Annotated in this window: 20 protein-coding genes; 5 read left to right on the forward strand and 15 right to left on the reverse strand. The window is 59.7% G+C overall.

The genetic code is table 11. The features are described from left to right. Positions 1–5 precede the first annotated feature (5 nt). From Q3C01_RS27300 to Q3C01_RS27325, 6 genes are all read right to left on the reverse strand, one after another. A complete protein-coding gene (locus tag Q3C01_RS27300) occupies positions 6–710 on the reverse strand; it encodes a Bug family tripartite tricarboxylate transporter substrate binding protein (protein ID WP_458148432.1) in 705 nt (234 codons plus the stop codon). Further along, positions 623–967: a hypothetical protein gene (locus Q3C01_RS27305; protein WP_458148390.1), complete on the reverse strand. Its 345-nt coding sequence runs from the start codon at positions 965–967 to the stop codon at positions 623–625. Before Q3C01_RS27305 ends, Q3C01_RS27300 begins: the two co-directional genes overlap by 88 nt. 62 nt (positions 968–1029) lie before the next feature. Beyond that, positions 1030–1815 carry an enoyl-CoA hydratase/isomerase family protein gene (locus tag Q3C01_RS27310; protein ID WP_458148391.1) on the reverse strand — a complete coding sequence of 262 codons (786 nt, stop codon included), beginning with the start codon at positions 1813–1815 and terminating at the stop codon, positions 1030–1032. After that, positions 1812–2294 carry a MaoC family dehydratase gene (locus tag Q3C01_RS27315; protein ID WP_458148392.1) on the reverse strand — a complete coding sequence of 161 codons (483 nt, stop codon included), beginning with the start codon at positions 2292–2294 and terminating at the stop codon, positions 1812–1814. Before Q3C01_RS27315 ends, Q3C01_RS27310 begins: the two co-directional genes overlap by 4 nt. A gap of 9 nt (positions 2295–2303) precedes the next feature. After that, the gene (locus Q3C01_RS27320; protein WP_458148393.1) at positions 2304–3515 is read right to left on the reverse strand and encodes an ABC transporter substrate-binding protein; all 1212 of its coding nucleotides are present in this window, start codon (positions 3513–3515) and stop codon (positions 2304–2306) included. Positions 3516–3565: 50 nt separating this feature from the next. Next, positions 3566–4765 carry a CaiB/BaiF CoA transferase family protein gene (locus Q3C01_RS27325; RefSeq protein WP_458148394.1) on the reverse strand — a complete coding sequence of 400 codons (1200 nt, stop codon included), beginning with the start codon at positions 4763–4765 and terminating at the stop codon, positions 3566–3568. A 128-nt stretch (positions 4766–4893) separates the two neighbouring features. On the opposite strand from Q3C01_RS27325, the gene Q3C01_RS27330 reads away from it, so the two are divergent. Further along, a complete protein-coding gene (locus Q3C01_RS27330; RefSeq protein WP_458148395.1) occupies positions 4894–5694 on the forward strand; it encodes an IclR family transcriptional regulator in 801 nt (266 codons plus the stop codon). A 218-nt stretch (positions 5695–5912) separates the two neighbouring features. On the opposite strand, the gene Q3C01_RS27335 is transcribed toward Q3C01_RS27330, so the two are convergent. The 9 genes from Q3C01_RS27335 to Q3C01_RS27375 are packed head-to-tail and all read right to left on the reverse strand — an operon-like array spanning position 5913 to position 17972. Further along, complete coding sequence (locus Q3C01_RS27335; protein ID WP_458148396.1) at positions 5913–7358, reverse strand: NAD-dependent succinate-semialdehyde dehydrogenase; 1446 nt, start codon at positions 7356–7358, stop codon at positions 5913–5915. Between the two features lie 48 nt (positions 7359–7406). Further along, on the reverse strand, positions 7407–8627 hold the full coding sequence (locus Q3C01_RS27340) for an MFS transporter (protein WP_458148397.1): 1221 nt from the start codon (positions 8625–8627) through the stop codon (positions 7407–7409). Next, positions 8614–11718 (reverse strand): D-2-hydroxyglutarate dehydrogenase YdiJ, encoded by a 3105-nt coding sequence (gene ydiJ / locus Q3C01_RS27345; protein ID WP_458148398.1) that lies wholly within the window; start codon positions 11716–11718, stop codon positions 8614–8616. Before ydiJ ends, Q3C01_RS27340 begins: the two co-directional genes overlap by 14 nt. Before the next feature lie 19 nt (positions 11719–11737). Next, a complete protein-coding gene (trxB, locus tag Q3C01_RS27350; protein ID WP_458148399.1) occupies positions 11738–12718 on the reverse strand; it encodes a thioredoxin-disulfide reductase in 981 nt (326 codons plus the stop codon). An 18-nt stretch (positions 12719–12736) separates the two neighbouring features. Next, positions 12737–13636 (reverse strand): ABC transporter permease, encoded by a 900-nt coding sequence (locus Q3C01_RS27355; protein ID WP_458148400.1) that lies wholly within the window; start codon positions 13634–13636, stop codon positions 12737–12739. A 1-nt stretch (position 13637) separates the two neighbouring features. After that, positions 13638–14468 (reverse strand): ABC transporter ATP-binding protein, encoded by an 831-nt coding sequence (locus Q3C01_RS27360; RefSeq protein ID WP_458148401.1) that lies wholly within the window; start codon positions 14466–14468, stop codon positions 13638–13640. Between the two features lie 2 nt (positions 14469–14470). Next, positions 14471–15475, reverse strand: coding sequence for an ABC transporter substrate-binding protein (locus tag Q3C01_RS27365; protein WP_458148402.1), 1005 nt, complete (start codon positions 15473–15475; stop codon positions 14471–14473). A gap of 45 nt (positions 15476–15520) precedes the next feature. Further along, complete coding sequence (locus tag Q3C01_RS27370; protein ID WP_458148403.1) at positions 15521–16747, reverse strand: CaiB/BaiF CoA transferase family protein; 1227 nt, start codon at positions 16745–16747, stop codon at positions 15521–15523. Between the two features lie 7 nt (positions 16748–16754). Next, positions 16755–17972, reverse strand: coding sequence for an acyl-CoA dehydrogenase (locus Q3C01_RS27375; protein ID WP_458148404.1), 1218 nt, complete (start codon positions 17970–17972; stop codon positions 16755–16757). A gap of 100 nt (positions 17973–18072) precedes the next feature. On the opposite strand from Q3C01_RS27375, the gene Q3C01_RS27380 reads away from it, so the two are divergent. The 4 genes from Q3C01_RS27380 (at position 18073) to Q3C01_RS27395 (ending at position 22575) form a co-directional block, all read left to right on the forward strand. Beyond that, on the forward strand, positions 18073–18984 hold the full coding sequence (locus Q3C01_RS27380) for a LysR family transcriptional regulator (RefSeq protein WP_458148405.1): 912 nt from the start codon (positions 18073–18075) through the stop codon (positions 18982–18984). Positions 18985–19090: 106 nt separating this feature from the next. Then, positions 19091–20215, forward strand: coding sequence for a hypothetical protein (locus Q3C01_RS27385; RefSeq protein ID WP_458148406.1), 1125 nt, complete (start codon positions 19091–19093; stop codon positions 20213–20215). A gap of 21 nt (positions 20216–20236) precedes the next feature. Beyond that, positions 20237–20788 carry a UGSC family (seleno)protein gene (locus Q3C01_RS27390; RefSeq protein WP_458148407.1) on the forward strand — a complete coding sequence of 184 codons (552 nt, stop codon included), beginning with the start codon at positions 20237–20239 and terminating at the stop codon, positions 20786–20788. Positions 20789–20913: 125 nt separating this feature from the next. After that, positions 20914–22575 carry a thiamine pyrophosphate-binding protein gene (locus Q3C01_RS27395; protein WP_458148433.1) on the forward strand — a complete coding sequence of 554 codons (1662 nt, stop codon included), beginning with the start codon at positions 20914–20916 and terminating at the stop codon, positions 22573–22575. The last annotated feature ends 62 nt before the right edge of the window (positions 22576–22637 follow it).

Below are 22637 nucleotides of genomic sequence, written 5' to 3' on the forward strand. Positions count from 1 at the left end.
TGGTGCTACTGTTTGGGAAGGCCGATCTTCTCGATGATTTCACGCCACCGCGGAATTTCGCCGGCGAGGAAATCAGCCAAATATTCCGGCCTTGTCGAGGTTGCCGGAATCATGCCTTGCGACTCGAGCGCGGATTTTACGCTCGCGTCCGAGAGCGCGGACATGAACGCTTCGTTGAGTTTCGCAACGACATCAGGCGGTGTTCCTTTGGGGGCGAAGACACCGAAGAAGACACTTGAATCGAATCCTTTCAGACCCTGCTCGTCCAAGGTCGGGACGTCAGGCAACAAAGGCGTTCGTTCGATTGTGGTAACGCCGATGGCCTTGATCGTCCCCGCTTTGATCTGCGTTGCGGCCACGAAAACGTCGGCAATAACCAACTGCACTTGTCCGGCGAGGACGTCGTTCATAGCGGGGGCGGCCCCGCGATAGGGCACATGAAGGAGTTCGAGTCCTTCGCGAGAATTGAATAGCTCACCGGCAAGATGTGTTGTCGTGCCCGTGCCGGAGCTAGCAAAGGCCAGCTTTTTTCCCGACTTTGCGTAAGCGACCAACTCGCTAAGATTTCCCGCCGGAACGTCCACGTTCGCGGCCAACACGTTGGGCATTTTGCCGAGCATAATTACTGGATCAAAGCTCTTGATTGGGTCGTATCCAATCTTCTCGTACAAGCTTGTGTTGATGGCCAGTGTGGACGTTCCGAACAGCAGCGTATAACCGTCGGGCTGGGATTTCGCGACGAACTCCGAGCCGATGTTTGCGCCGCACCAGGTTTGTTCTCGACGATGACCGGCTTTGGAAGAAGGGCGCGCAGCCCCTCCGCCAGATTGCGTGCAAGCACATCGGTCGGTCCGCCCGCCGCGAACGGCACGATCAGCTTGATTGGACGGTCCGGATAGGTGGCGCTGGCCGGCGATGCGAAGGCAGCACCGATGGCCAGCAAGCCGATTGCAACTAGCTTTTTCATTTAAATCCTCGCAAAAATCAAACCGCCGATCGGATCAACCACTGGAGGCCGGTGGCCTGAGACTATGGTTTCCGCCCTTTTCTCTCGACGAATGCCCGAAGTCTCGCCTGAGCGGAGGGGGTCACGACGACATTGCAGAAGTCCTCGACCGCATTTGCGACTCCGCGTCGATAATTCTCATCAATCTGTCGCATGAGCGCGGCGCGCCCCAAGCGCATCGATTGTTCGGGCTTCGCCGCGAAGGTGTTCGCAAGCGCTAGGGCAGCTCGATCGAGCTCACTTCCCGCGACCACCCTGTTAACGATTCCAAGCTCGACCGCTTCTTTGGCATCGAACACGCGGCCGCTAAATAGGAGCTCGAATGCGCGATGCCGACCGACGATACGCGGCAGGTGAACATAGTGGATCGCAGGCACCACGCCGAGGTCGATCTCAGGATAGCCAAACGTTGCACCGTCTCCAGCCAAAACCACGTCGCATGAGACGGCCAAGGTCATTCCGCCCCCACGCGCCGCACCGCCAACCGCCGCAATTGACGGCTTGCCTAGGCTATATTGCGCATCAAACAGGTTCATGTAGAGCTCCTGAAGCAACTCGCGGACTTCTTCGCCAGTTCTTCCGACGACTAGGTCGAGGTCTAGCCCCGCAGAGAAGCTGTTCGCGAGTGCGCTGGATAGAATGACCGCCCGCGCATCACCGTCTGAGGCAGCTCGTCGAAACGCCGCGACGACGTCACGAATTAGTTCGAGGCTCACAGCGTTTACAGGAGACCGGTCGATTGTGATTCTTGCGATATTGCCGATCAGCTCATACCTGACGACCTTAGACGGATCCGTTGTGGGGATCATTGCGCGACCTTTTTTCGGACCAAGTAGCGCTGGACCCCTTCCAGGACCAGTTTGGATGACTGGTTGTAAACGGTGCTCTTCAACCCGATTACGCCTGTGGTCCTGTTGGGAGATAGCTCGGCGACTTCGAGTGCGGGATAGAGTGTGTCTCCACTGTAGACCGGATGTAAGAACTTCGACGATTGATCCAGGAATCCGATCAAACTGTCCTCGACCATGAAGGGAAACTCCCCGGCTCCTGCTGCGGTTTGGATCACGATTTGATAGCCGTGGGCCAGCATGTGAGGCATCCCTCTTCGGCGACAGTATTCGACGTCGTAGTGAACTGGATGGTTGTCACCGCTTGCGCTTTGAAATGCCAAGAAGAGCGCGTCCGTCATGGTCCTGCTCGGAAGAACGAACTTCTCCCCCAATATAAAATCCTCAAACCACCGGTTCTTGAAACGCCGATGGGTGGCGGGATCAAAAGGCACATCCATGGAACGTTCCTATCTTTGAGATTGAGCGAGAGGACAGCCGCCCTCGGCAAGGGACCGATACGTCGTGGTTCCGTCCAAATGTCCGATGATCTTGAGATCATCGAACGGGTACCGCGATTCCGGCGGCGACTTCACCTCGACCATCGTGAGGTCCTCCATGACGCGCCCGTCGGATCGGATTGAAGCGTTGTGGACGAACACGTCATCGACCTTCAGTTCGCGCATCTTTGCTGCGACTTTCTCGCCGTCCAACGTTCCCGCTTCTTTGGCTGCCTTGAGCCAATGAAGTACGCCCGAATAGGTGAGTGATTGGACCATCGTCGGCGGCTTGCCGCGGTAGCGCTTCATGAAGGATTGCGACCAAGCCCGGGTCTTATCGTCGATATCCCAATAGGTGGCTGTAGCGAACTGGAGTCCTTGTGCGGCCGGAAGTCCGATTGCCTGTATGTCACTATGCAGAACGAGGAAGCCGACCAGATGTTGCCCCATCTGCGTCAAACCGAACTCTTGGGCTTGCTTCAGAGCGTTGCTGAAATCCCCACCAGCGTTCGCAAGACCTACGGCCTTGGCTTTTGAGGATTGCGCCTGGAGGAGGAACGACGAAAAGTCTGACGAATTGAGTGGGTGCAGAACGTGGCCCAGCACCTTGCCGCCCGCAGCTTTGACAGCCGCCGAGGCATCCTTGTCCAGGGCGTGACCAAAGGTGTAGTCGGCAGTCAGGAAGAACCAGGTATCGAGCCCCTTTGCGACCGCTGCACGGGTCGGGGCGGATGACAGCGCATAGGTATCGGGCGCGAACTGAAATGAGGTGGCCGCACAACCTGGCCCCGTTAAAGTCGAAGCAAAGCCTCCGGCGATCACAAAAACGAACCTCTTTTCTCGAGCGAGCTCCTGAACCGCACTTGCGATAGAGCTCGGTCCGCCATCCGCCACGAGAGACACATGGTCGACGTCGATCCACTTTCGAACGATCGAGGAGGCAATGTCCGGCTTGTTTTGGTGGTCAGCGTGCACGACTTCTATTTTTCGTCCAAGCAGCTCCCCACCGAATTCCTCGACTGCCATGCGAGCTGCGACGGCCGACCCTTCGCCGCTGAGATCCGCATATAGACCGGACGAGTCATTCAGAACGCCAATTCTGATAGGCCCGTCGTCGGCCGCCAGCGCCTGTTGTCCGAACGGCAGCGCAATCGCGGTCAGAATCGTGAGAAGGCGCTTCACTTGGTCATTTCCTCGCATGTTATTGTGCTTGTTGACGGCTTGCGGTGATTTCACACCATCTGGTCTGGCTCGATCGCGATGCGCTCCGCGATGATGGCATCGACCTCTTCCTCCCGCAGACCTGCTTCACGAAGGACGCCACGGGTGTCTTCACCAAGCAGTTTTGGTTTCGAACGCAAGCTGCCCGGCGTACGTGAAAACTTGATTGGAAAGCCAAGCGACTTGTAGTCACCGTCGGACAGGATCATGGAGCGGTGCGCGGTATGCGGCGCCGACAAGACCTCAGGCACGTCGAGGATCGCACTCGCGGGAACACCTTTTTTCAGAAGTCGTTCACTTACGTCTCTGCCGTCGCAATCCGCGAAGATGCTTTGGAGAATTCCTCTGAGCGCCGCGCGGTTCTTGACGCGCTGCGCGTTGGTCGCGAATTCTGGATCTTCCGCCAAGCCGCGACATCCCAGAAAATCACACGCAACCCGGAACTGCCGATCGTTCCCGATGCCGACAAACATCGGACCAGTCCTGGTCTGAAATTCTTCGTACGGAGCGATGGACGGGTGCTGGTTGCCGCTGCGTGTCGGCACGTGCCCGGCCTGCAAAAAGCCAACGGCATGCGGATGCAAATAGGTCAGCGCGCAATCATAGAGACAGACGTCTATCTTTTGTCCCAAGCCTGAGCGTTCACGTTCCAGGGCAGCCATCAGAATCGCTGCGAGCGCATTCATGCCCGTGCCGATATCGACGATCGACATTCCCGCGCGCAGCGGTCCGGAGTCCGGACTGCCGTTGACGCTCATGCATCCCGCGATCGCCTGAACCACAGAGTCATAGCCAGGCATCCCCCCAAGCGGACCGTCTTCGCCAAACCCCGTGATTTGGCAATAGATCAGGCGCGGAAACTTCTTCGAGAGAACATCGTCGTAGCCGATGCCCCACCGCTCAAGCGTCCCGGCTTTGAAATTGTGGATGAGGACGTCGGCCCCATCCAGCAACCGCATGAGAAGCTCTCGTCCCTCGGGCCTGGCAAGGTCGATGGAAGTGTGCCGCTTGTTCCGATTGATGCCGCTGTAATAGGCGCTGCCAGCTGGCGTGAACGGCCCCCATGTTCGGGTTTCGTCTCCCGACGGAGGTTCGACCTTGAGCACCTCGGCGCCATGGTCCCCGAGAATTTGGGTGCAAAATGGCCCGGCGAGCACCCGCGAAAGGTCCACGACTTTGAAGCCGGTCAGCGCCCCGCCCTGATGTTTCATTATGCGGCCCTATTGTTCCGTATATCGAAACTTAGAGCATGGCGTAGCAGGATGGTCAATACCGGCCAGGCTGGGGCGAATCCGATATGAAACGTGCCCGACGCAGTGGCTGATGGAGGATCAAGGACATGCCCGGACGAAGATCGCCCGGCGATCAGTCGACAGCGAATCTCGGTGAGCCCGCCAATCCTTCCGGCGCCCTTCTTCGAGGTCTCGATGTGCTCGAGGCTTTTGGGCCGGATCGCGATCTTCTTGGAAACGCGGAAATCTCTGCCGCAACCGGCCTTCCTAAAACTACCGTTTCGCGGCTGACGCGCGCATTGGTGGACGCGGGCTACCTCGAATATGACTCCGCTCGAGGCAAATACCGGCTGCGTCCGCGTGTGCTGACACTGGGCTTCTCGCTACTAAGCAACATGAAAATTTTGCCCGTGGCACACGAGCAATTGCAACGTCTGGCAACTGACAGCGGCTGTACCGTATCTCTCGCCTGCCCCGATCCACCTCAGCATATGATCTACGTCGACCGTTGCAGCGGCGTCGCGATGCCCTACTTCTTTAGCGTTGGCTCTGCAGTCGATATGGCTCGCACGGCAACCGGTCGAGCTTATATCGCAGCACTCGGTTCGGAAGACCGCCACGAATTGCTCGTGAGGCTAGCGCCACATTATCCCGAGGATTGGAAAGTCCTAGAAGCAGAGATCGATCAAGCACGACTGGACGTCATAGAGCGAGGCTTCTGCACCGTCGATACAACGTGGCGCCAGAATATCCGGAGCGTCGCGGCGCCTCTGGTGTCGCGCGACGGCACCGCTCGTATGTCGGTCAACTGTGTTGCACAGACGATAGCGATGGATCGAAAGACCCTGACCAGCAAATGGGGGCCCGTTCTGGCCAAATTGGCCCAGACTTTGTCGACCTATCTATAGTCATATTTCGGGCCGCCACATCGAATGATCGACCTAGGATGCGGCCAGGATGGAGCCAGTCAGGGTACACGCTGATGCGCCGGCACTTTGCGAATGAACAGGCAACCGGTCGCGCCTCGCAACCGAAAAGGGAACTCTTCGGGCCGGCCCTCGAATTCGGGCCAGCCCGTTTCGGTTAGATCGTCGTGCGGGCGATGGATCGAACGGCCGTGCCGTCCTCAAATGCCTGCAACAAGCATGTATTTGATGTCGACATATTCGTCGATGCCGTGGCGGGACCCCTCACGCCCAAGCCCCGATTGCTTGACGCCACCGAACGGTGCGACGTCGACGCCGACAAGTGGCGAATTGATGCCCACCATTCCGGCCTCCAACGCTTCGGCTACTCGAAACGCGCGACCCAAGTCGCGCGTGTAAAAATAGGATGCAAGGCCAAACGGCGAGGCGTTGGCTTGCGCGATGACATCCGCCTCGTCGCTGAACCGATAAACCGGAGCAACCGGTCCGAAGGTCTCTTCCCTTGTCACCAGCATCTCGGCGGTGACATTGGCCAGCACAGTCGGTTCAAAGAACGTCTGCCCGAGTGCGTGACGGCGGCCGCCAACAACCACGCGAGCCCCCTTCTCCTTCGCGTCCCTGACATGCCTCTCAACCTTGTCGACCGCCTTGGCGTTGATCAACGGTCCCTGGCTTACGCCGGCGTCGAGGCCGTTTCCAAGCCGCAACTCGCTAACCCTCTTTGCCAGCTTCTCGACGAATGCGTCGTAGATAGCGTCTTGGGCGTAGAGACGATTCGCACAAACGCAGGTCTGGCCCATGTTGCGGAACTTCGAGACAACGGCTCCCTCCACCGCAGCATCTAGATCGGCATCCTCGAATACGATGAACGGCGCGTTGCCCCCGAGCTCGAGCCCGACTTTCTTCACGGTTGAAGCCGCCTGACGCATCAGGAGCTTCCCGACATCTGTAGACCCCGTGAAGCTAATCGCGCGCACGGCGGGTTCTTCGGTAAGTATTTTGCCGATCGCCGGCGCATCACCCGTGACGATGTTGACGACGCCGGCAGGTATGCCCGCCCGTTCAGCAAGAACTCCCAGCGCGAGCGCAGTCAGCGGCGTTTCCGGCGCTGGCTTGAGCACGATCGTGCAGCCGACCGCAATCGCAGGAGACACCTTGCGCGTGACCATCGCCGCCGGGAAATTCCAGGGTGTAATGGCAGCAACGACGCCCACCGGTTGCCTGATCACCAGGATACGGGCGTTGGGCTGATGCGACGGAATAGTTTCTCCGTACACCCGTCGCGCCTCTTCGGCGTAGAACTCCACGAAGGACGCAGCGTAGTCGATCTCTCCCTTTGCCTCGGCCAGGGGCTTGCCCTGCTCCGCTGTCAAGAGCAGCGCTAAGTCATCTCTGTTTTCGATGATCAGATCGAACCACTTTCGCAGCACTATTGCACGCTGCTTGGCTGTCAGCCCCGACCAACGCGGAAACGCCGCTTGAGCCGCACGGACGGCCTGTGTCGCTTCGTCTGCGCCTAAATTCGGCACCGAGGCGACCCTTTCGCCTGTAGCCGGGTTTAGCACAGGCACGGTCGGCGTGCCGATCCACTCTCCGCCAATCAAGCAACGCTCGACCAACAACGACCCGTCCTTAAGCTTCAACATCTGACTCCCTTACCAATCCATCAGCTTTCTCGAATGACCAATTTGTGGTCACGATTTCGGACCCTCATCGGCCGATCGCAGTCTCAAGTGGAACGCGATGCCGAGGACGGCGACAATTTGCACGAAGCAAAATCCAACGAGGGCGGCCCATCCGCTGACGTGCCAGAACCATCCCCCGAGCGAACCCAATACGCTCGAACCCAGATAGTACGAGAGCAAGTAGAGCGACGTTGCGTGACTCTTGTTCCGATCGGCGAGGTAGCCAACCCATCCACTGACGACGGAGTGCACCACAAAGAAGCCAACGGTAATGACAGAGATTCCAGCGATCACAGCAAGCAGAGACTCCAGCATTGTAAGCGCCAGGCCCACGACGAAGATCATTCCTCCTGCAACGACGACCAGCGATCGGCCATATTTCTCGGCCAGCGCGCCCGCTACGGGAGAAGCAAAGACTCCGAATATGTAAGCGAGAAAAATCAGACCAATTTGAGTTTGGTTGAGACTGTAGGGAGGCGCGAGCAGGCGAAAGCCGGCGTAGTTGTAGATTGTGACGAACGCTCCCATTGCCAGAAACCCTGTCGCAAAAATCCACGGAAGTTCGATCTGGCTGAGATGACCAAACCACGCATGGACATGCACGCGCAGCCCAACGGTGGAGCGGCGGACGAAATTCCTCGAGGGCGGGAGCAGCATAAGGAAGATAATTGCGACGAAGAGATCGACTGCGGCCATCGTCGCGAGAGCCGTGCGCCACGAAGAGAAGTGCGTGAGTGCGCCGATAGCCACTCGCCCAATCATGCCGCCGAATGCGGTGCCACCTACGTAAAGTCCCATCGCGCGGCCGAGACGCTCCGCTGGCACTTCCTCCGACAGATAGGCCATGGCGACCGCCGGCACTCCACCGAGCACCAGCCCCTCGAGCGACCGAGTGGCCAGCAAGAACTCCCACGTGGGCGCAGCCGACGATATCAGATTTAGAATGGCGGCGCCGGCCATTGAAAGGAACATCAGCCCACGTCGCCCCCAGGTCTCCGACAATGCGCCCACGCAGACGATCGAAATCGCCAGGCAGCCGGTCGTCAACGACAAGGCCAGCGAACTCGTGGCTGGACTGACATCGAAGTCCGATGTGAACTCCGGCAAGAGCGGCTGGGTGCAATAGATCAAGGAAAACGTCGCAAAACCCGCAAGGAAGAGCGCGCCGCTTATTCGCGCCAACCCGTTCGAGGGTGACAAAACTTGATGCGCCTCCTTACCGCGCTTCATGAAATCGATCGGAACGCACCGATCCTTCATTTGTCGCGCTCCGCAGGCTCTCGGCTTTGGACGCAAAGATTGCATCAAGCAAGGCACGAACCGGATGTTGCAATTCGACGCCGTCGAGCATTTTGGCTTGGCAGCGACAGGAATGCCCGCTCGCGAGAAGCCGTCCTTTGAATTCTCTGTTTCGGACGTGATTCCACCAGCTCTGCCCGTATATCCTCCTTGAAATCACGCGATTGTCCGTTGCGTACCCGTACGCGCCGGCCATCCCGCAGCACCCGCTCGGAAGAATCGTAAGGTCCACGCCAAGCGATCTGAACACAACCTTCCAATCCTCAGTCGCCGCGCCGGCGTTCGTGCGCTCGGTGCAATGTGGCAGCAGCCAATATCTGCCCGTGATTGGTCCACGGCTCGTATTGCCGAGGCATTTCACTAACCACTCCTGCAGCAGCAAAACCTGCGGAGCTTCCGACCCGAGCGCATGCCGGTACTCCGATCGGTAGGTCAACGCCATCGACGGATCAATTCCGACGAGATCGACACCGCTTGCCGCGAGCTCGCGCAGCATCGTCGCATTAAGGCGCGCAGCGTCTTCGAACTCTGCGAGAAGCCCATGCACGTGGAGCGGCTTGCCGTTTGGCAGGAATGGCGCAATCCAGGGTGTGAACCCCAGGCGGACAATCAAATCGACCGTATCGAGAACGATCCGCGTCTCGAAGTAGGTTGTGAACGCATCCTGCACCAAGACGACGTTCCTGGCGCGCTGCTCGTTCGTCAAACCCGCAAGCGCCTTCGCGCTGGCAATGCCGACGCCTCTATCTCTCAACTCTCTCGTCAGATCAATTCCCGAGAGCCGTGGCGCCCCTACGAGGCCGATGGACCGAAGAACACATCTTCCGACCGCGCTCGAGACAAACGTATTGTACGGCCACGATAACTTCGCAAGAAGGGGAAGGTTACGCTCCAGCGACGCCAGCAAACGATCCTTGAAGGGGCGGAGGTAGCGGCCATGATACAGCTCGAGAAACTTCGCGCGAAAGGACGGCACATCGACCTTGATTGGACACTGGCCTACGCACGATTTGCACGCGAGGCAGCCATCCATTGCCTCCTTCACCTCATGCGAAAAGTCAGGGACTCCCACCAGCTTGCCGAAAGTGTTCCAGGCACGCGCCGGCAGCCTTTTCAGCTTCGGTGACACCCTTTGCGTGCGCGCCTGAGTCGCCGGATCGACGCCTTTGGCCGACAACATCCTCAACCATTCGCGGATCAGGGATGCGCGCCCCTTGGGCGAGTGACGCCTATCACGCGTCGCCTTCCACGATGGACACATTGCGTCGTCAAGATCGAAATTGTAGCAGACCCCGTTCCCGTTGCAGTGCAACGCCTCATCAAACGCCTTTCGTGCAGCGAGAGAAATCTGTCGATCGCTCTGGCCGCGGGTCGGAACACCATCGATCCTGAGCAGCTCGCCCCCTGTAGGCGTGGCAATCTTGCCGGGATTTAACTGATTGTGTGGATCGAACGCAGCCTTGACGAGCTGGAGCGCAGGATAAAGCGGTCCGAAGTACCGTGGTCCATACTCGGAACGAACGCCCTTGCCGTGTTCACCCCAAAGCAGTCCGCCGTACCTGGTCGTCAATTCGGCAACTTCGTCGGAAATCTCCCGGACGAGCTTTTCCTGGGCCGGGTCCTTCATGTCGATGGCCGGTCGGACGTGCAACACGCCAGCGTCGACATGACCAAACATGCCGTACGAGAGACCGCGTTTGTCTAGGAGCTGGCGGAATTCACGGATGTAGTCGGCGAGCTTTTCCGGCGGGACGGCGGTGTCCTCCACGAACGGAATCGGGCGCTTTTCGCCCTCGACGTTGCCCAGAAGTCCCGCCGCGCGCTTGCGCATGTTCCAGATGCTTTTGACGTCCCGGCCGCCCCGAGCGATCGTATAGCCACGGACATCCCGGGCAACGTTGTCGCCCGTCAAGCTCGTCTCGACGCGGCGCAGCTGTCTTTCGAGATCGTCCTCGCTATCGCTTATGAACTCGACCAGATTGACGCCCTGCGCCGGCCCCTCGGGATCCTCGGGAAAGAACCGACTGACCTCGCGCCAGACGGCGTCCCCCCGCCCCAGCCCGAGGACCATCGAGTCCACCGTCTCGATCGAAGCCGCCTTGAGCTCCATGAGGGCCGCCGCGTCTCGTAGAGCTGCGTCGAAGGTTCCATACCGCACATTGACGAGCGCGCTGCACTTGGGAATCGGTACCAAGTTTAGCTTGGCCTCCGCGATGAAGCCGAGCGTACCTTCCGATCCGCAAAGAACGGCATTGAGATCGAACAGCCCATCGCGATTCCGCAGGTGTGCGAGGTCGTACCCGGTCAGGCACCTATTCAGTTTCGGAAAGCGCGCTTGGATAAGACCGCGGTTGTCGACATGAACCTTGTCGAGCACGGTGTGGGCCAAGCCGACCCTATCGGGCCGCAGCTTGACTTCCCGCAGATCCTTTTCGGCGAGAGGCTCTGAACGCCATAGCGCTCCTCCAAGCAGGACCGTGGACAATTCCAGGACGTGATCTCGCGTCTTTCCGTACAGGCACGATCCCTGACCGCTCGCATCCGTGCTGATCATTCCGCCGATCGTAGCTCGGTTCGACGTCGAAATCTCCGGCGCAAAAAAGAGGCCATACGGACGCAACGCGGCATTGAGCTGGTCTTTGACCACGCCTGCCTGCACCCTCGCCCAGCGCTCTTCGGCATTGATCTCGATGATGCCGTTCATGTGGCGCGACAGATCTACCGCCACGCCATTGGTCAGCGACTGTCCATTCGTACCGGTCCCGCCCCCGCGCGGCGCGATTTTCAACTCTCGAAAGCGGGCCTCGGCCGCGAGAGTCGCAATTCTTGCGACGTCCTCGACGTTTCTTGGGAATATCACCGCTTCCGGCAGAAGCTGATAAATCGAGTTGTCGGTCGAAAGCGCGAGGCGCTCGCCATGTTCGGAGGAGCATTCACCTTCGAAACCCCGCCTGCGGACTTCCGTCAGGAACTCCGCATACAGGCGCGCAGCAGCAGGACTGCCGTCTAGGCGGGGAATCATGAGGCCACTCTAAGGTTTGTTAGGCGACGACCGCCACCTCTCGCGGTGCGGCCTTTGCACTCGCATGAACTGATAGGAAGCGGTCCGCTTCCAATGCCGCCATGCAGCCAAGGCCCGCGGCCGTCACGGCCTGCCGGTAGACGCCGTCCGCCACATCACCCGCCGCGAAGAGCCCCGGCACACTCGTCGTCGTCGTCCCCGGCTTCACCTTGATGTAGCCGTCAGCGTGCAAGTCTACCTTCCCTTCCAACAAGGCGCTCGCCGGCGCATGGCCGATCGCAATGAACACACCATCGATCGCAAGACGGTCGAGGGCCCCGCTCGTGCGGTCCTTCAGAACAATTCCTTCGACCTTCGCGGGATTGCTCTCGCCGACGATCGACTCCACTTCACTATTCCAGCGTACGCTGATCTTGGGATGGGCAAATAGGCGATCTTGGAGAATGCGCTCCGCACGCAGGGTATCGCGTCTATGGACCAATGTGACAGAACTGGCGATATTGGCGAGATAAAGCGCCTCCTCCACGGCGGTATTCCCGCCGCCGACGATTGCGACCCGCTTGTCGCGGAAGAAGAAGCCGTCGCACGTGGCGCATGCCGACACCCCGAAGCCCCGGAAGGTGTCTTCCGATGGAATGCCAAGCCACTTGGCTTGCGCGCCGGTCGCATAGATCAGTGCGTCGCAGACATAGTGGTCACCGCTGTCACCGATCAGGCGGAAGGGCCGCGACCCGGTCTCGATCGACACAATGTGATCGTACATGATGCGCGTTCCCATGTGCTCGGCCTGGGCCTGCATCTGTTCGACGAGCCATGGTCCCTGGATAACATTGGCGAACCCGGGATAGTTCTCGACGTCGGTGGTCGTAACCAGTTGCCCTCCCGGCTGCATGCCAGTCAGGAGAATGGGACGCCGGCTGGCGCGCGCGGTGTAGATTGCGGCCGTATATCCTGCCGGGCCTGCGCCCAGAATGATGACGTCCGTCCGGTGCTCGGTCATTTTGTGGTCCTCGTGTGACTAAAACTTCTGCATTCCCCAACGCCGAACAGTCTTGCGTTCGATCGTCCGGAAAATGACGCTCTCGACGAAAAGGCCGATGAGAATGACGCACAGCAGTCCGGCAAATACGTTTGCAGTCTCAAGATTGTTGCGGTTCTCGTAGATGAACCACCCAAGGCCGCCCTGTCCTGAACTCACGCCGAAGACGAGCTCTGCGGCGATCAGGGTGCGCCAGGCGAAAGCCCAGCCGATCTTGAGGCCAGCCAGAATCGACGGAAGAGCGGCCGGGATCAGGATTTCGGCGACAAGCGAGAGGCCCCTCAGACCGAAGCAGCGCCCCGCCATTCGAAGCGTGTCGCTGACGGATTGAAAGCCCGTGTGCGTGCTCAACGCGACCGCCCACAGCACCGAATTCACGATGACGAAGACCAGACTACCCATGCCGAGGCCGAACCAGAGCAGCGCGAGCGGCAGCAGCGCCACTGCGGGCAGCGGGTTGAACATCGAAGTCAACGTCGACAATACGTCGCTCCCGAATCGCGTCGTGGACGCCAGGATCGTGATTGTCGCCGCCGCCGTAATCCCGGCCGCGTAGCCGATGATGAGGACCTTCATAGTCAGCAGGATACGCATCACGAGGCCGCCGGAAACCAGCGACGACACCAGCGCGACGATGACCTCGGAAAGGCGGGGCATCATCAGCGGGTTGTCAAGGTAGGTCGCGTAGCCTTCCCATACAGCGGCCAAAAGGCCAACCACAATGAGTCGACGGACGAGCGTGCTTTGAAGGATCCGGTCGTATAGCGGAAGAGGACATTCCACATCCGCCGAGGGCTCGATGACGCTTTGCAGCTCAAACTCGTCGCGAACCGGGGGAAGCGCAAGGGCCAAGCGGGCAGTCTGCTCAATCGTGGTCATATTACTGTCCTTTCGGATGCCGCGGACATGGCGTGAAGAGCATGTGATGGATGCGGGAACAAAGACTGCCGAAATCCGCGCTTCCGAGATCAGCGAAGGCGAACTGATGTGCGTTGATCTCGGCACGAACCTGTCCCGGATGCGGGGTCAACACCAGAATGCGCGACCCCACGATCACAGCCTCCTCGATGGAGTGCGTGACGAACAGGATGGTCGAGTGTGTCCCACTCCAAAGCTCGAGAAGATCGTCCTGCATCTTCCTTCTGGTCAGTGCGTCGAGCGCGGCGAACGGCTCGTCCATCAGAAGAATCTTCGGCTCCATCGCCATCGCGCGCGCGATGGCAACCCGTTGCTTCATGCCGCCGGAGAGCGTGTGAGGATACGCGTTGCCGAACTTCTCCAAACCGACCTTGGCAGTGAAGACACGAGCCCGGTCCAGTATTTCGGCGGAAGACCACTTCTTGGACTTCTGCATGGGGTACGCGACGTTCTCTAGGATCGTCTTCCAGGGCAGCAATTGGTCAAATTCCTGGAAGACCATCATCCTGTCTGGGCCCGGAGCATCGACGATCCGGCCGTCGAGTCTGATTTCTCCGGCTGCTGGCGTGAGAAATCCGCCGACCGCCTTGAGCAAAGATGATTTGCCGCAGCCGGACGCGCCGAGCAGGATAAACCTGTCGCCCCGATACACGTCGAAGCTCACGTCGTATGCCGCTGTGACGATGCTGGCGTCCGTACGATAGCGCAGCGTCACGTTCTTGAGGCTCAACACTGGCTTCGAGCCACCGGCGTCATAGGCTTGCTTGATTTGGGGCTGATTGATCATGTTCATCATCAGCTTCCCTGTCTTTCCTGGATGAACGGGAAGAAGACGTCCTGCCATTTGGCGGGCTTCGACTTGATCTGGCCCATCCGCTGCATGAAATCCGCGTATGTCATGACGCCGCCGGGAGACACGCTGAAGACGTTCTCGGGATCCCGCAGAATCCGCTCGACGTACTCTACGTTCATGGACTTGGACGGCTCGACCTTGAGGTAGAGCGCCGCCGCCTTGCCGGGGTCCTCCTTGATCCGCTTCATCGCGGTGTCCATGGCGCTCACCATCGCCATGGCGACCTTCGGATTCTTGTCGACGAAGCGGGAAGTCGCCGCCAGCAACACGAAGGTCGACGATTTGCCGAGGACATCCTCTGAACTGAGCACCCTATGCACTCGCTTGTCGTCAGCCTCGAACTGGGCGAACGGTGCATTGGTGAAATGCGCCGATACTTCGGTCCCCGCCAACATCGCCGACATCGCATCCGGATGCGGCAGAGCCACCACGTTGGTGTCCAGCTTCTTCGCATCGCCCAGTTGCTTCTCCGCAGCCATGCGAAGGCAGAGATTCTGCGGTGCGGTATTGGCCGGCGTTGCGATTCGGTCTTGCGGCGAGAAGTCCGCAATCGTCTTAATCCGATCGACGACGGTGTTGAGCACCATTGGAAACGACGAGCAACTCGCCAGTCCTTTTACGCCACCGCGCGTCTTTTCGGCGATGATCAGGAGAGAGGGAACTCCCATGACGCCCATATCCGCGGTGCCTGCCAGGAGCCCTTCGTTCACAGCGGTCGAACCGCTGACCCGCTGGAGCTGCAACTCGACGCGAGGCTCTCCTTGCTCGGCAAGCGCTGCACCGAGGAGCTTTTCCTCCTCGATGATCATCAACGGGAGATACGAGACACCATACTGAATGATGGCACGTACTTCAGTGGCGGACTGGGCTCTCGCCAGGGCGGGGAGCGCCATCGCTCCGGCTATGGCGCCGAGCGCCTTTCGGCGGGAAAGTTCGATCCTTGTCATGTTTCCTCACTTCTAGTGTTTTACGCTTCCGCTTCTTCGGCGGGTTCAGGCGTTGCTGCTTGAGATGATCCCCTGCTCTGCCAACCGGTTCAGTTCGGTCTCCGGCATTTCGAGATCGCCCTGGACAACCTCAGAGGTGTGAGATCCGAGTCGCGGCGGTGCTCGGCCGTACTCGATCGGCGTCCGAGAAAACCGGATCGGATTGCCGATCATTTTGGTGGGAGGCCCTCCGGCGAACAGGGTCTGCTCGACAACGAGGCCTCGCGCCACGACGTGCGGGTCGGAAAAGACTTCGTGCATTTCGTTGATCGGTCCGGCGGGTATCTTCTCGTCATCAAGCGCCTGGAGAAGTTCCAGCTTCGCCCGCAACCGGATCTTCTCGGTCAAGATCGTGATGAGATCCTTCCGATTTCTCACCCGATCTGCATTCTTCTGAAAACGTGCATCCTTCGAGAGTTCGGGAACGCCGAGGATTGCGGCGAAACGCGCAAACTGCGCATCATTGCCGACCGCCACAACAATGTGACCATCGGATGTGGCAAAGGCCTGATACGGCACGATGTTTGGATGAGCGTTACCATGTCGCGCCGGCGCCTTGCCCGAAGCCAAGAAGTTCATTCCTTGATTGGCAAGAGTCGCGATCTGTACATCGAGAAGAGCAAGATCAATATGCTGGCCCTCGCCGCTGGTCCGACGCTCGTTCAGGGCTGCGAGGATCGCCACCGTCGCATACAAACCCGTAAAGATGTCCGCGACGGCCACGCCAACCTTCATCGGCTCGCCGTCGGACGCACCCGTGATGCTCATGAGGCCGCCCATCGCCTGCACCAGCAGGTCGTAACCAGGCTTGTCCTTATAGGGACCAGTCTGCCCAAAGCCGGAGATCGAGCAGTAGATCAGCTTCGGATTGATCGCTGAGAGAGCCTCGTAGTCGAGCCCGAGCCGCTTCAGGCCGCCAACTTTGAAGTTCTCGACCACGATATCGCAAGAGCGGGCCAGAGCCCCGACGATCTCGCGCCCCTCCGGCTTACTGAAGTCGATACAGACCGACTTTTTTCCCCTGTTCGCCGCGAGATAGTAAGCGCTGAAAAGGTCGTTCTCGCCCTTCCCAACGACGAACGGCGGCCCCCAACCGCGCGTATCGTCCCCTTCGCCCGGCCGCTCAATCTTGATGACCTCGGCTCCGAGGTCAGCGAGAAGCTGCGTCGCCCAAGGCCCGGCGAGGATCCGGCTCAGATCAAGAACACGCAAACCATCCAGGCATGGTTTCATGGCCGCCTCACGAAAACGCTTGAATGCCGGTGATTGCGCGGCCGAGGATCAGCGCATGCACGTCGTGAGTACCTTCGTAGGTATTCACGGTCTCCAGATTTTGGGCGTGCCGCATGACCTGGAACTCACTGGAGATCCCGTTGCCGCCGTGCATATCGCGGGCAACGCGCGCGATATCGAGGGCCTTGCCGCAGTTGTTGCGCTTGACGATCGAGATCATTTCGGGAGCCATCTGGCCCGAATCCATCAAGCGGCCTACTTGCAAAGATGCCTGCAAACCTAGCGCAATCTCGGTTTGCATATCGGCAAGCTTCTTCTGCACCAGTTGGGTCGCTGCCAGCGGCCGGCCGAACTGCTTGCGGTCGAGGACGTATTGCCTTGCACGGTGGAAGCAGTCTTCGGCAGCCCCCATCGCGCCCCAGGAAATGCCATAGCGCGCCCGGTTGAGGCAGCCGAAAGGCCCCTTGAGACCGGAGACGTTGGGCAACAGCGCACTTTCCGGAACGACCACACCGTCCATGACGATCTCGCCGGTGATCGAGGCCCGAAGGGAGAGCTTGCCCTTGATCTTCGGCGCCGAAAGGCCCGCCATCCCCTTCTCGAGGATAAACCCGCGAATTTGATTGTCGTGGGCCGTCGACTTCGCCCAGACGACGAAGACATCCGCAATGGGCGAGTTCGAGATCCACATCTTCGAGCCGGTCAACCGGTAACCGTCGGAGACCTTGTCGGCGCGCGTCTTCATCCCGCCGGGATCGGATCCCGCGTCGGGCTCAGTCAGGCCGAAGCAGCCGACCCACTCGCCCGTGGCGAGCTTCGGCAGAAATTTCTTCCGTTGCGCCTCGTCGCCATACGCATAGATCGGGTACATCACGAGCGAGGACTGCACGCTGTTCATCGAACGGTAGCCCGAGTCGACACGCTCAATCTCACGCGCGACCAAACCATACGACACGTAGCCCGCATCTGCGCAGCCGTACTCTTCCGGGAAGGTGACGCCGATCAGACCGAGCTCGCCCATTTCGCGAAAGATCTCTCGGTCCGTCTCTTCGTTGAGGTAGGCCTCGGTCGCGCGCGGCAACAACTTTTCCTGGGCATAGGCACGCGCCGTGTCCCGGATCATCCGCTCATCTTCCGTGAGCTGCTGCTCAAGCAGAAAAGCGTCTTCCCACCTAAATTGGGGATAGGACGTCCTTGGGCGCGGTGCTCGTTCTAATTGACCCATCTGTCGCTCCAAGCTGCGGTGCGATGACGGTCCAACGAATGACTGGTTATATCAATGAAATTCTGATACCATCGATAATTGCAAAATAGGTATAAGTCACATGAGCAGCTCCGGTCTCCCCGATCTCACTTCCCGACAATTGGAGACGGTCTTGGCGCTCGCCGAATATGGCAGCTTCATCGCTGCGGCGGCGCTACTGAAGACCTCGCAGCCTGCGGTCACGCGCACCGTCAAGCACGTAGAGGAAGTGCTCGGACTCAAGCTATTCGATCGCAGCACCCGCTCGGTGCAGATTACTGCCGCCGGCAAGGAGTTCGTCGGCGTGGCGGCGCGCATGCTCAACGACTTGAAAATCACAATTCGCAGCATGCGAGAGCTGTCCGATCAGAGACGTGGTCAGGTTATCATCTCGAGCATCATGTCGGTCGCAAACGGAAAGCTGCCGGGACTCGTTTCGGCATATCGTCTCGACCATCCAGGTATCGAATTGCATGTCCGGGACGGCGTTCATGGCGCGGTCATTGAGGACGTGCGCAGCGGCGCCGCAGACTTCGGCATCACCTATCTCGATGATCTTCCGGATCCCTTCATGTCGGTCCCGCTCGGCAAGGAGGAATTCACGGTGGTGCTTCCGCGCCATCATGAACTGGCGAAGAAAAAGAGCCTTTCGCTGTCCGACCTGAAGAGCGCACCCCTCGTGTCGCTCCCGAGCGATTCCAGGACGAGGCGTGTCATCGACAGCGCGGCTTCGTCAATCGGATTGAGCTTAAACCATGTCGTGACGGTATCTCAGTTCGCGACGATGCTGGGCTTCGTGAGAGCGGGTATCGGGCTCGCCATTGCTCCGAAAAGCGGCGTAGCGAGCTTCCTTGGAAAGGAGTTGAGCGCTGTGCCGGTTCGAGGTCGGCCGCTCGCACGCGATCTTGGCGTGATAACGCTCAAGGAAAGGGAACCGTCTCCAGCCGCAGCGGGCCTTATGTCTGTCCTGCGGTCGTCTTGGAGCAAGTCCTAGCGCTATTTATGCGCTTTCCGTATCAATGATGGCTATCAGGATTTCCTTGGCATATAATGGATTGAGCCTAGGGTGAGCTCCGGGTTGAAACAGCCGGAGCGAGAAAATGGCACTTCAGACACTGGAACAGGGCAGCGCATCCGCTGCCATCGAGAGCGTCCCGACCAGCACTGATCTCATCGAGCTTTACTACGATCGCGGATGGTCCGACGGCCTTCCCGTCGTCCCTCCCACCCAGGAGAAGATCGATGCGATCGTCGCAGCCTTGGGTGGCGATCCGCAATTCGTCGAGTGCAAGATTGCACCGCGCTGGGGCGCCCTGACCCGGGAAATCCTCGCGATCAATATGGTGATGGCTGGTTGCCGTCCCGAATACGCCCCCATCGTCCGTGCCGCCATGCTGGCGCTCACCGACCGCGCCTTCAACCTGAACGGTGTCCAGGCGACCACGCACGTCGCGTCTCCGCTCATCGTCGTCAACGGACCGCTCGCAGCGGAAGTCGGAATGAACGGCGGCCCGAATGTCTTCGGATCCGGTAATCGTGCCAATGCGACCATCGGCCGAGCCGTCCGTCTGATCATGCTGAACGTCGGCGGCGGGTTTGCGCCGGACTTCGACAAGAGCACCCTCGGTCATCCGGGCAAGTACAGCTACTGCGTCGCCGAGAACGAGCTCGATAGTCCGTTCGCTCCCTACCACGTCGAGCACGGTTACAGCGCGATGGATTCGACCGTGTTCGCGATCGCGGCCGAGGCGCCCCACAGTGTCACAGACCATCAGTGCAACGATCCCGAAGGCATCCTCGACACGATGTGCTCGGCGATGAGCACCATCGCGTCGAACTCCGCCGTCCTTGGCGGACACTGCACCGTCGTGCTCGGCCTCGAACATGCCAGGACGATCGCGAAGGCCGGCTGGACGCGCGCCGACATCCGCAATTACCTCTGGATGAACTCGGGCAACGCGTTCCGCCTGATCTCGCGCGATCATCGCTACGGCCAGGTCTACAACCGCAACCTGCCGAAGTGGCTGAAGCGCGATCCCGACACCCGCATTCCGATCGTGCCCTCCGCCGACAACATCCACCTGTTCATCATGGGCGGACACGCCGGACGTTTCTCGGCCTTCATTCCGGGCTGGGGTCACATGAGCACGCCGGTGCTCAAGCCGATCAATCCCGCCGCCGGTCCGGCCGACGACGGATGCACCGACGGCGCTTGCGCGCTCTAACGAAAGCAGGAGGAAACTGACATGTTGATGAAGGTAACTGACGCGAATTCGGTGACGGTGTTCGACCCGCGCGGCGTCGTGGAATCGGCCAACACGCCGATCGCCGCCCGCCCGAAGAGCCTGGACGGTCTGCGCCTGGCGATTCTCGATAACTCGAAATGGAACGCCAACAAGGTCCTCCGCGCATCCGCCGCGGCGCTCGAGAAGAGCATCAAGTTCGGCAAGGTGAACTACTACGTGAAGGGCTCCTTCTCGAAGGACGCCGAGCCGGAACTGATCGCCGAGATCGCCGCGAACAACGACCTGGTCCTGACCGCGATCGGCGACTGCGGATCCTGCTGCTCCTGCTGCATCCGGGACTCGGTCACGCTCGAGAAGCTCGGTCTTCCTTCGGCAGCGATCATCACCACCGAGTTCGAAAAGGAAACCGTGCTCACCCGGACCGCCATCGGCATGGAAGGCCTGATCCCGGTGGTCATCGACCACCCGGTCTCGTCGATCACGCCGGCGGAAGTCGAAGCTCGCGCCGCGATGGTGGCCTCGCAGGCGCCGAAGGTCTGGCTCGGCAAGTAACGCATCGTTCCTCCCAGACTTGGGCCCCGTCTTGAAGAAGTCGGGGCCCTTTTTTTCACTGCCGTCCGCCGATCGCTCGCTTTGAAGTGCCGCGTGACGGCAGGCCATGAGCAGAAAGAAGCAAGATCATGACTCGCACAACCGGTCGCTCCGCATTCCTGTCCGTGCTGAAGGATGAAGGAATTACGCACCTGTTCGGCAATCCTGGAACAACCGAACTGCCGGTCATGCACGCTCTCAAAGACCATCCCGAGATCACCTACGTGATGGCGATGCAGGAAAGCTTGGTCGTAGCGATGGCGGACGGCTTCAGCCGCGCTTCGGGACAGCTCGTTGCCTGCAACGTCCACGTTGCCCCGGGCCTCGGCAACGCCATGGGCTCGCTCTACAACGCTAAGTTCACCGGCACGCCGATGATCTTGACCGCCGGCCAGCAGGAACAGGGGCACGGGCTCATGGAGCCGCTTCTCCATGGCCCGCTGGTCCAGATGGCCGAACCTCTCGTCAAATGGGCGGTAGAGGTAACGCGTCTCGAGGATCTTCCGCGCATCGTGCGCCGCGCGGCCAAGATCGCGACGACTCCGCCCACCGGGCCGGTCTTCATTTCGCTCCCGGGCGATATCCTCAATGCAGAGGCGGACATCGCGCTTGGTCGATCAACGCGTGTTGATACCCGAGTTGCCCCCTCAAGAGAGGCACTCGAGGCGCTGACTAACCGAATACTATCCGCGCGACGTCCAGTCATGGTTGTCGGCGACGAGATTGTGAAGAGCAATGCTCTCAACGAGGCTGCGCAACTTGCGTCACAGCTCGGCTGTCCGGTGTACCAGCAAACCATCGCCTACGGCGCACATTTCATCTCCGATCACCCTTGTTTCATGGGAGCGTTGCCGCGCGACCAGCGGCAAACCAGCAGGATCCTTGGCGCTCATGACCTGCTGATCGTGCTCGGCTCGGACCCCGTTCGGATGTCGGTCTACAGCGCGCACGAACCTCTGCCGCCAGGAATCCCGATCGTCCAGATCGGCCTCGTGGACAACGATCTGGCCAAGAACTTCCCGGCCGAGATCGCTCTGAAGGCCGACGTGCGAGAGACCTTGCGCGTGCTTGTACCGGCGATCGAGTCGGCAGGAGGAGCGCGATTGGCCGAGCACGCCTCGGATCGCATCGATAGCTTGAAATCCGACAACTGGTCGGCAAACCGCGAAAAGCTGGTACGGGAAATCTTGCGATGCAAAGACGCCGCCCCAATCAATCCGGATTGGTTGGCGCTTCAAGTTGTCGATGCCCTCCCCGCGGATGCGATCCTGATCGACGAAGGCCTCACTTCGTCGCGCTACATGTCCTCTCTAAGAGGCCACCGCGACCGGTACGGCTACCATCAAATGGCCTCCGGAGGCATCGGATGGGGACTTCCTGCCTCCGTCGGCGCCAGCCTCGCAAATCCTGAACGACCAGTGGTGTGCTATTCGGGTGACGGTAGCGCCATGTATTCGATCCAATCGCTCTGGACGGCGGCGCATCACAATCTACCGCTCACCGTCGTGCTTGTGAACAACGGCGGCTATCGGATCATCAAGCAGAGGCTGCAAGCGTTCCACGGGACCAACCATTTCGTTGGCATGGATTTCCGTGAGCCGTCTGTTGACTTCACCGGCATCGCCCGATCGCTTGGTCTTAGCGCAACGCGCGTCACAGACGGGAAAGTGCTCGGTGACGTCATAGCATCTGCTGTCGGGGGGCGCACACCCTCGCTCATAGAAGTCATGGTGGACAACGCGGTTTGAGCTCTCGCAAGAGCATTCGACGAACGCGGGCATTTTGCGTCATCTAATCACGCCGATCTCGG

The sequence above is a fragment of the Bradyrhizobium sp. UFLA05-109 genome, assembly GCF_054185165.1.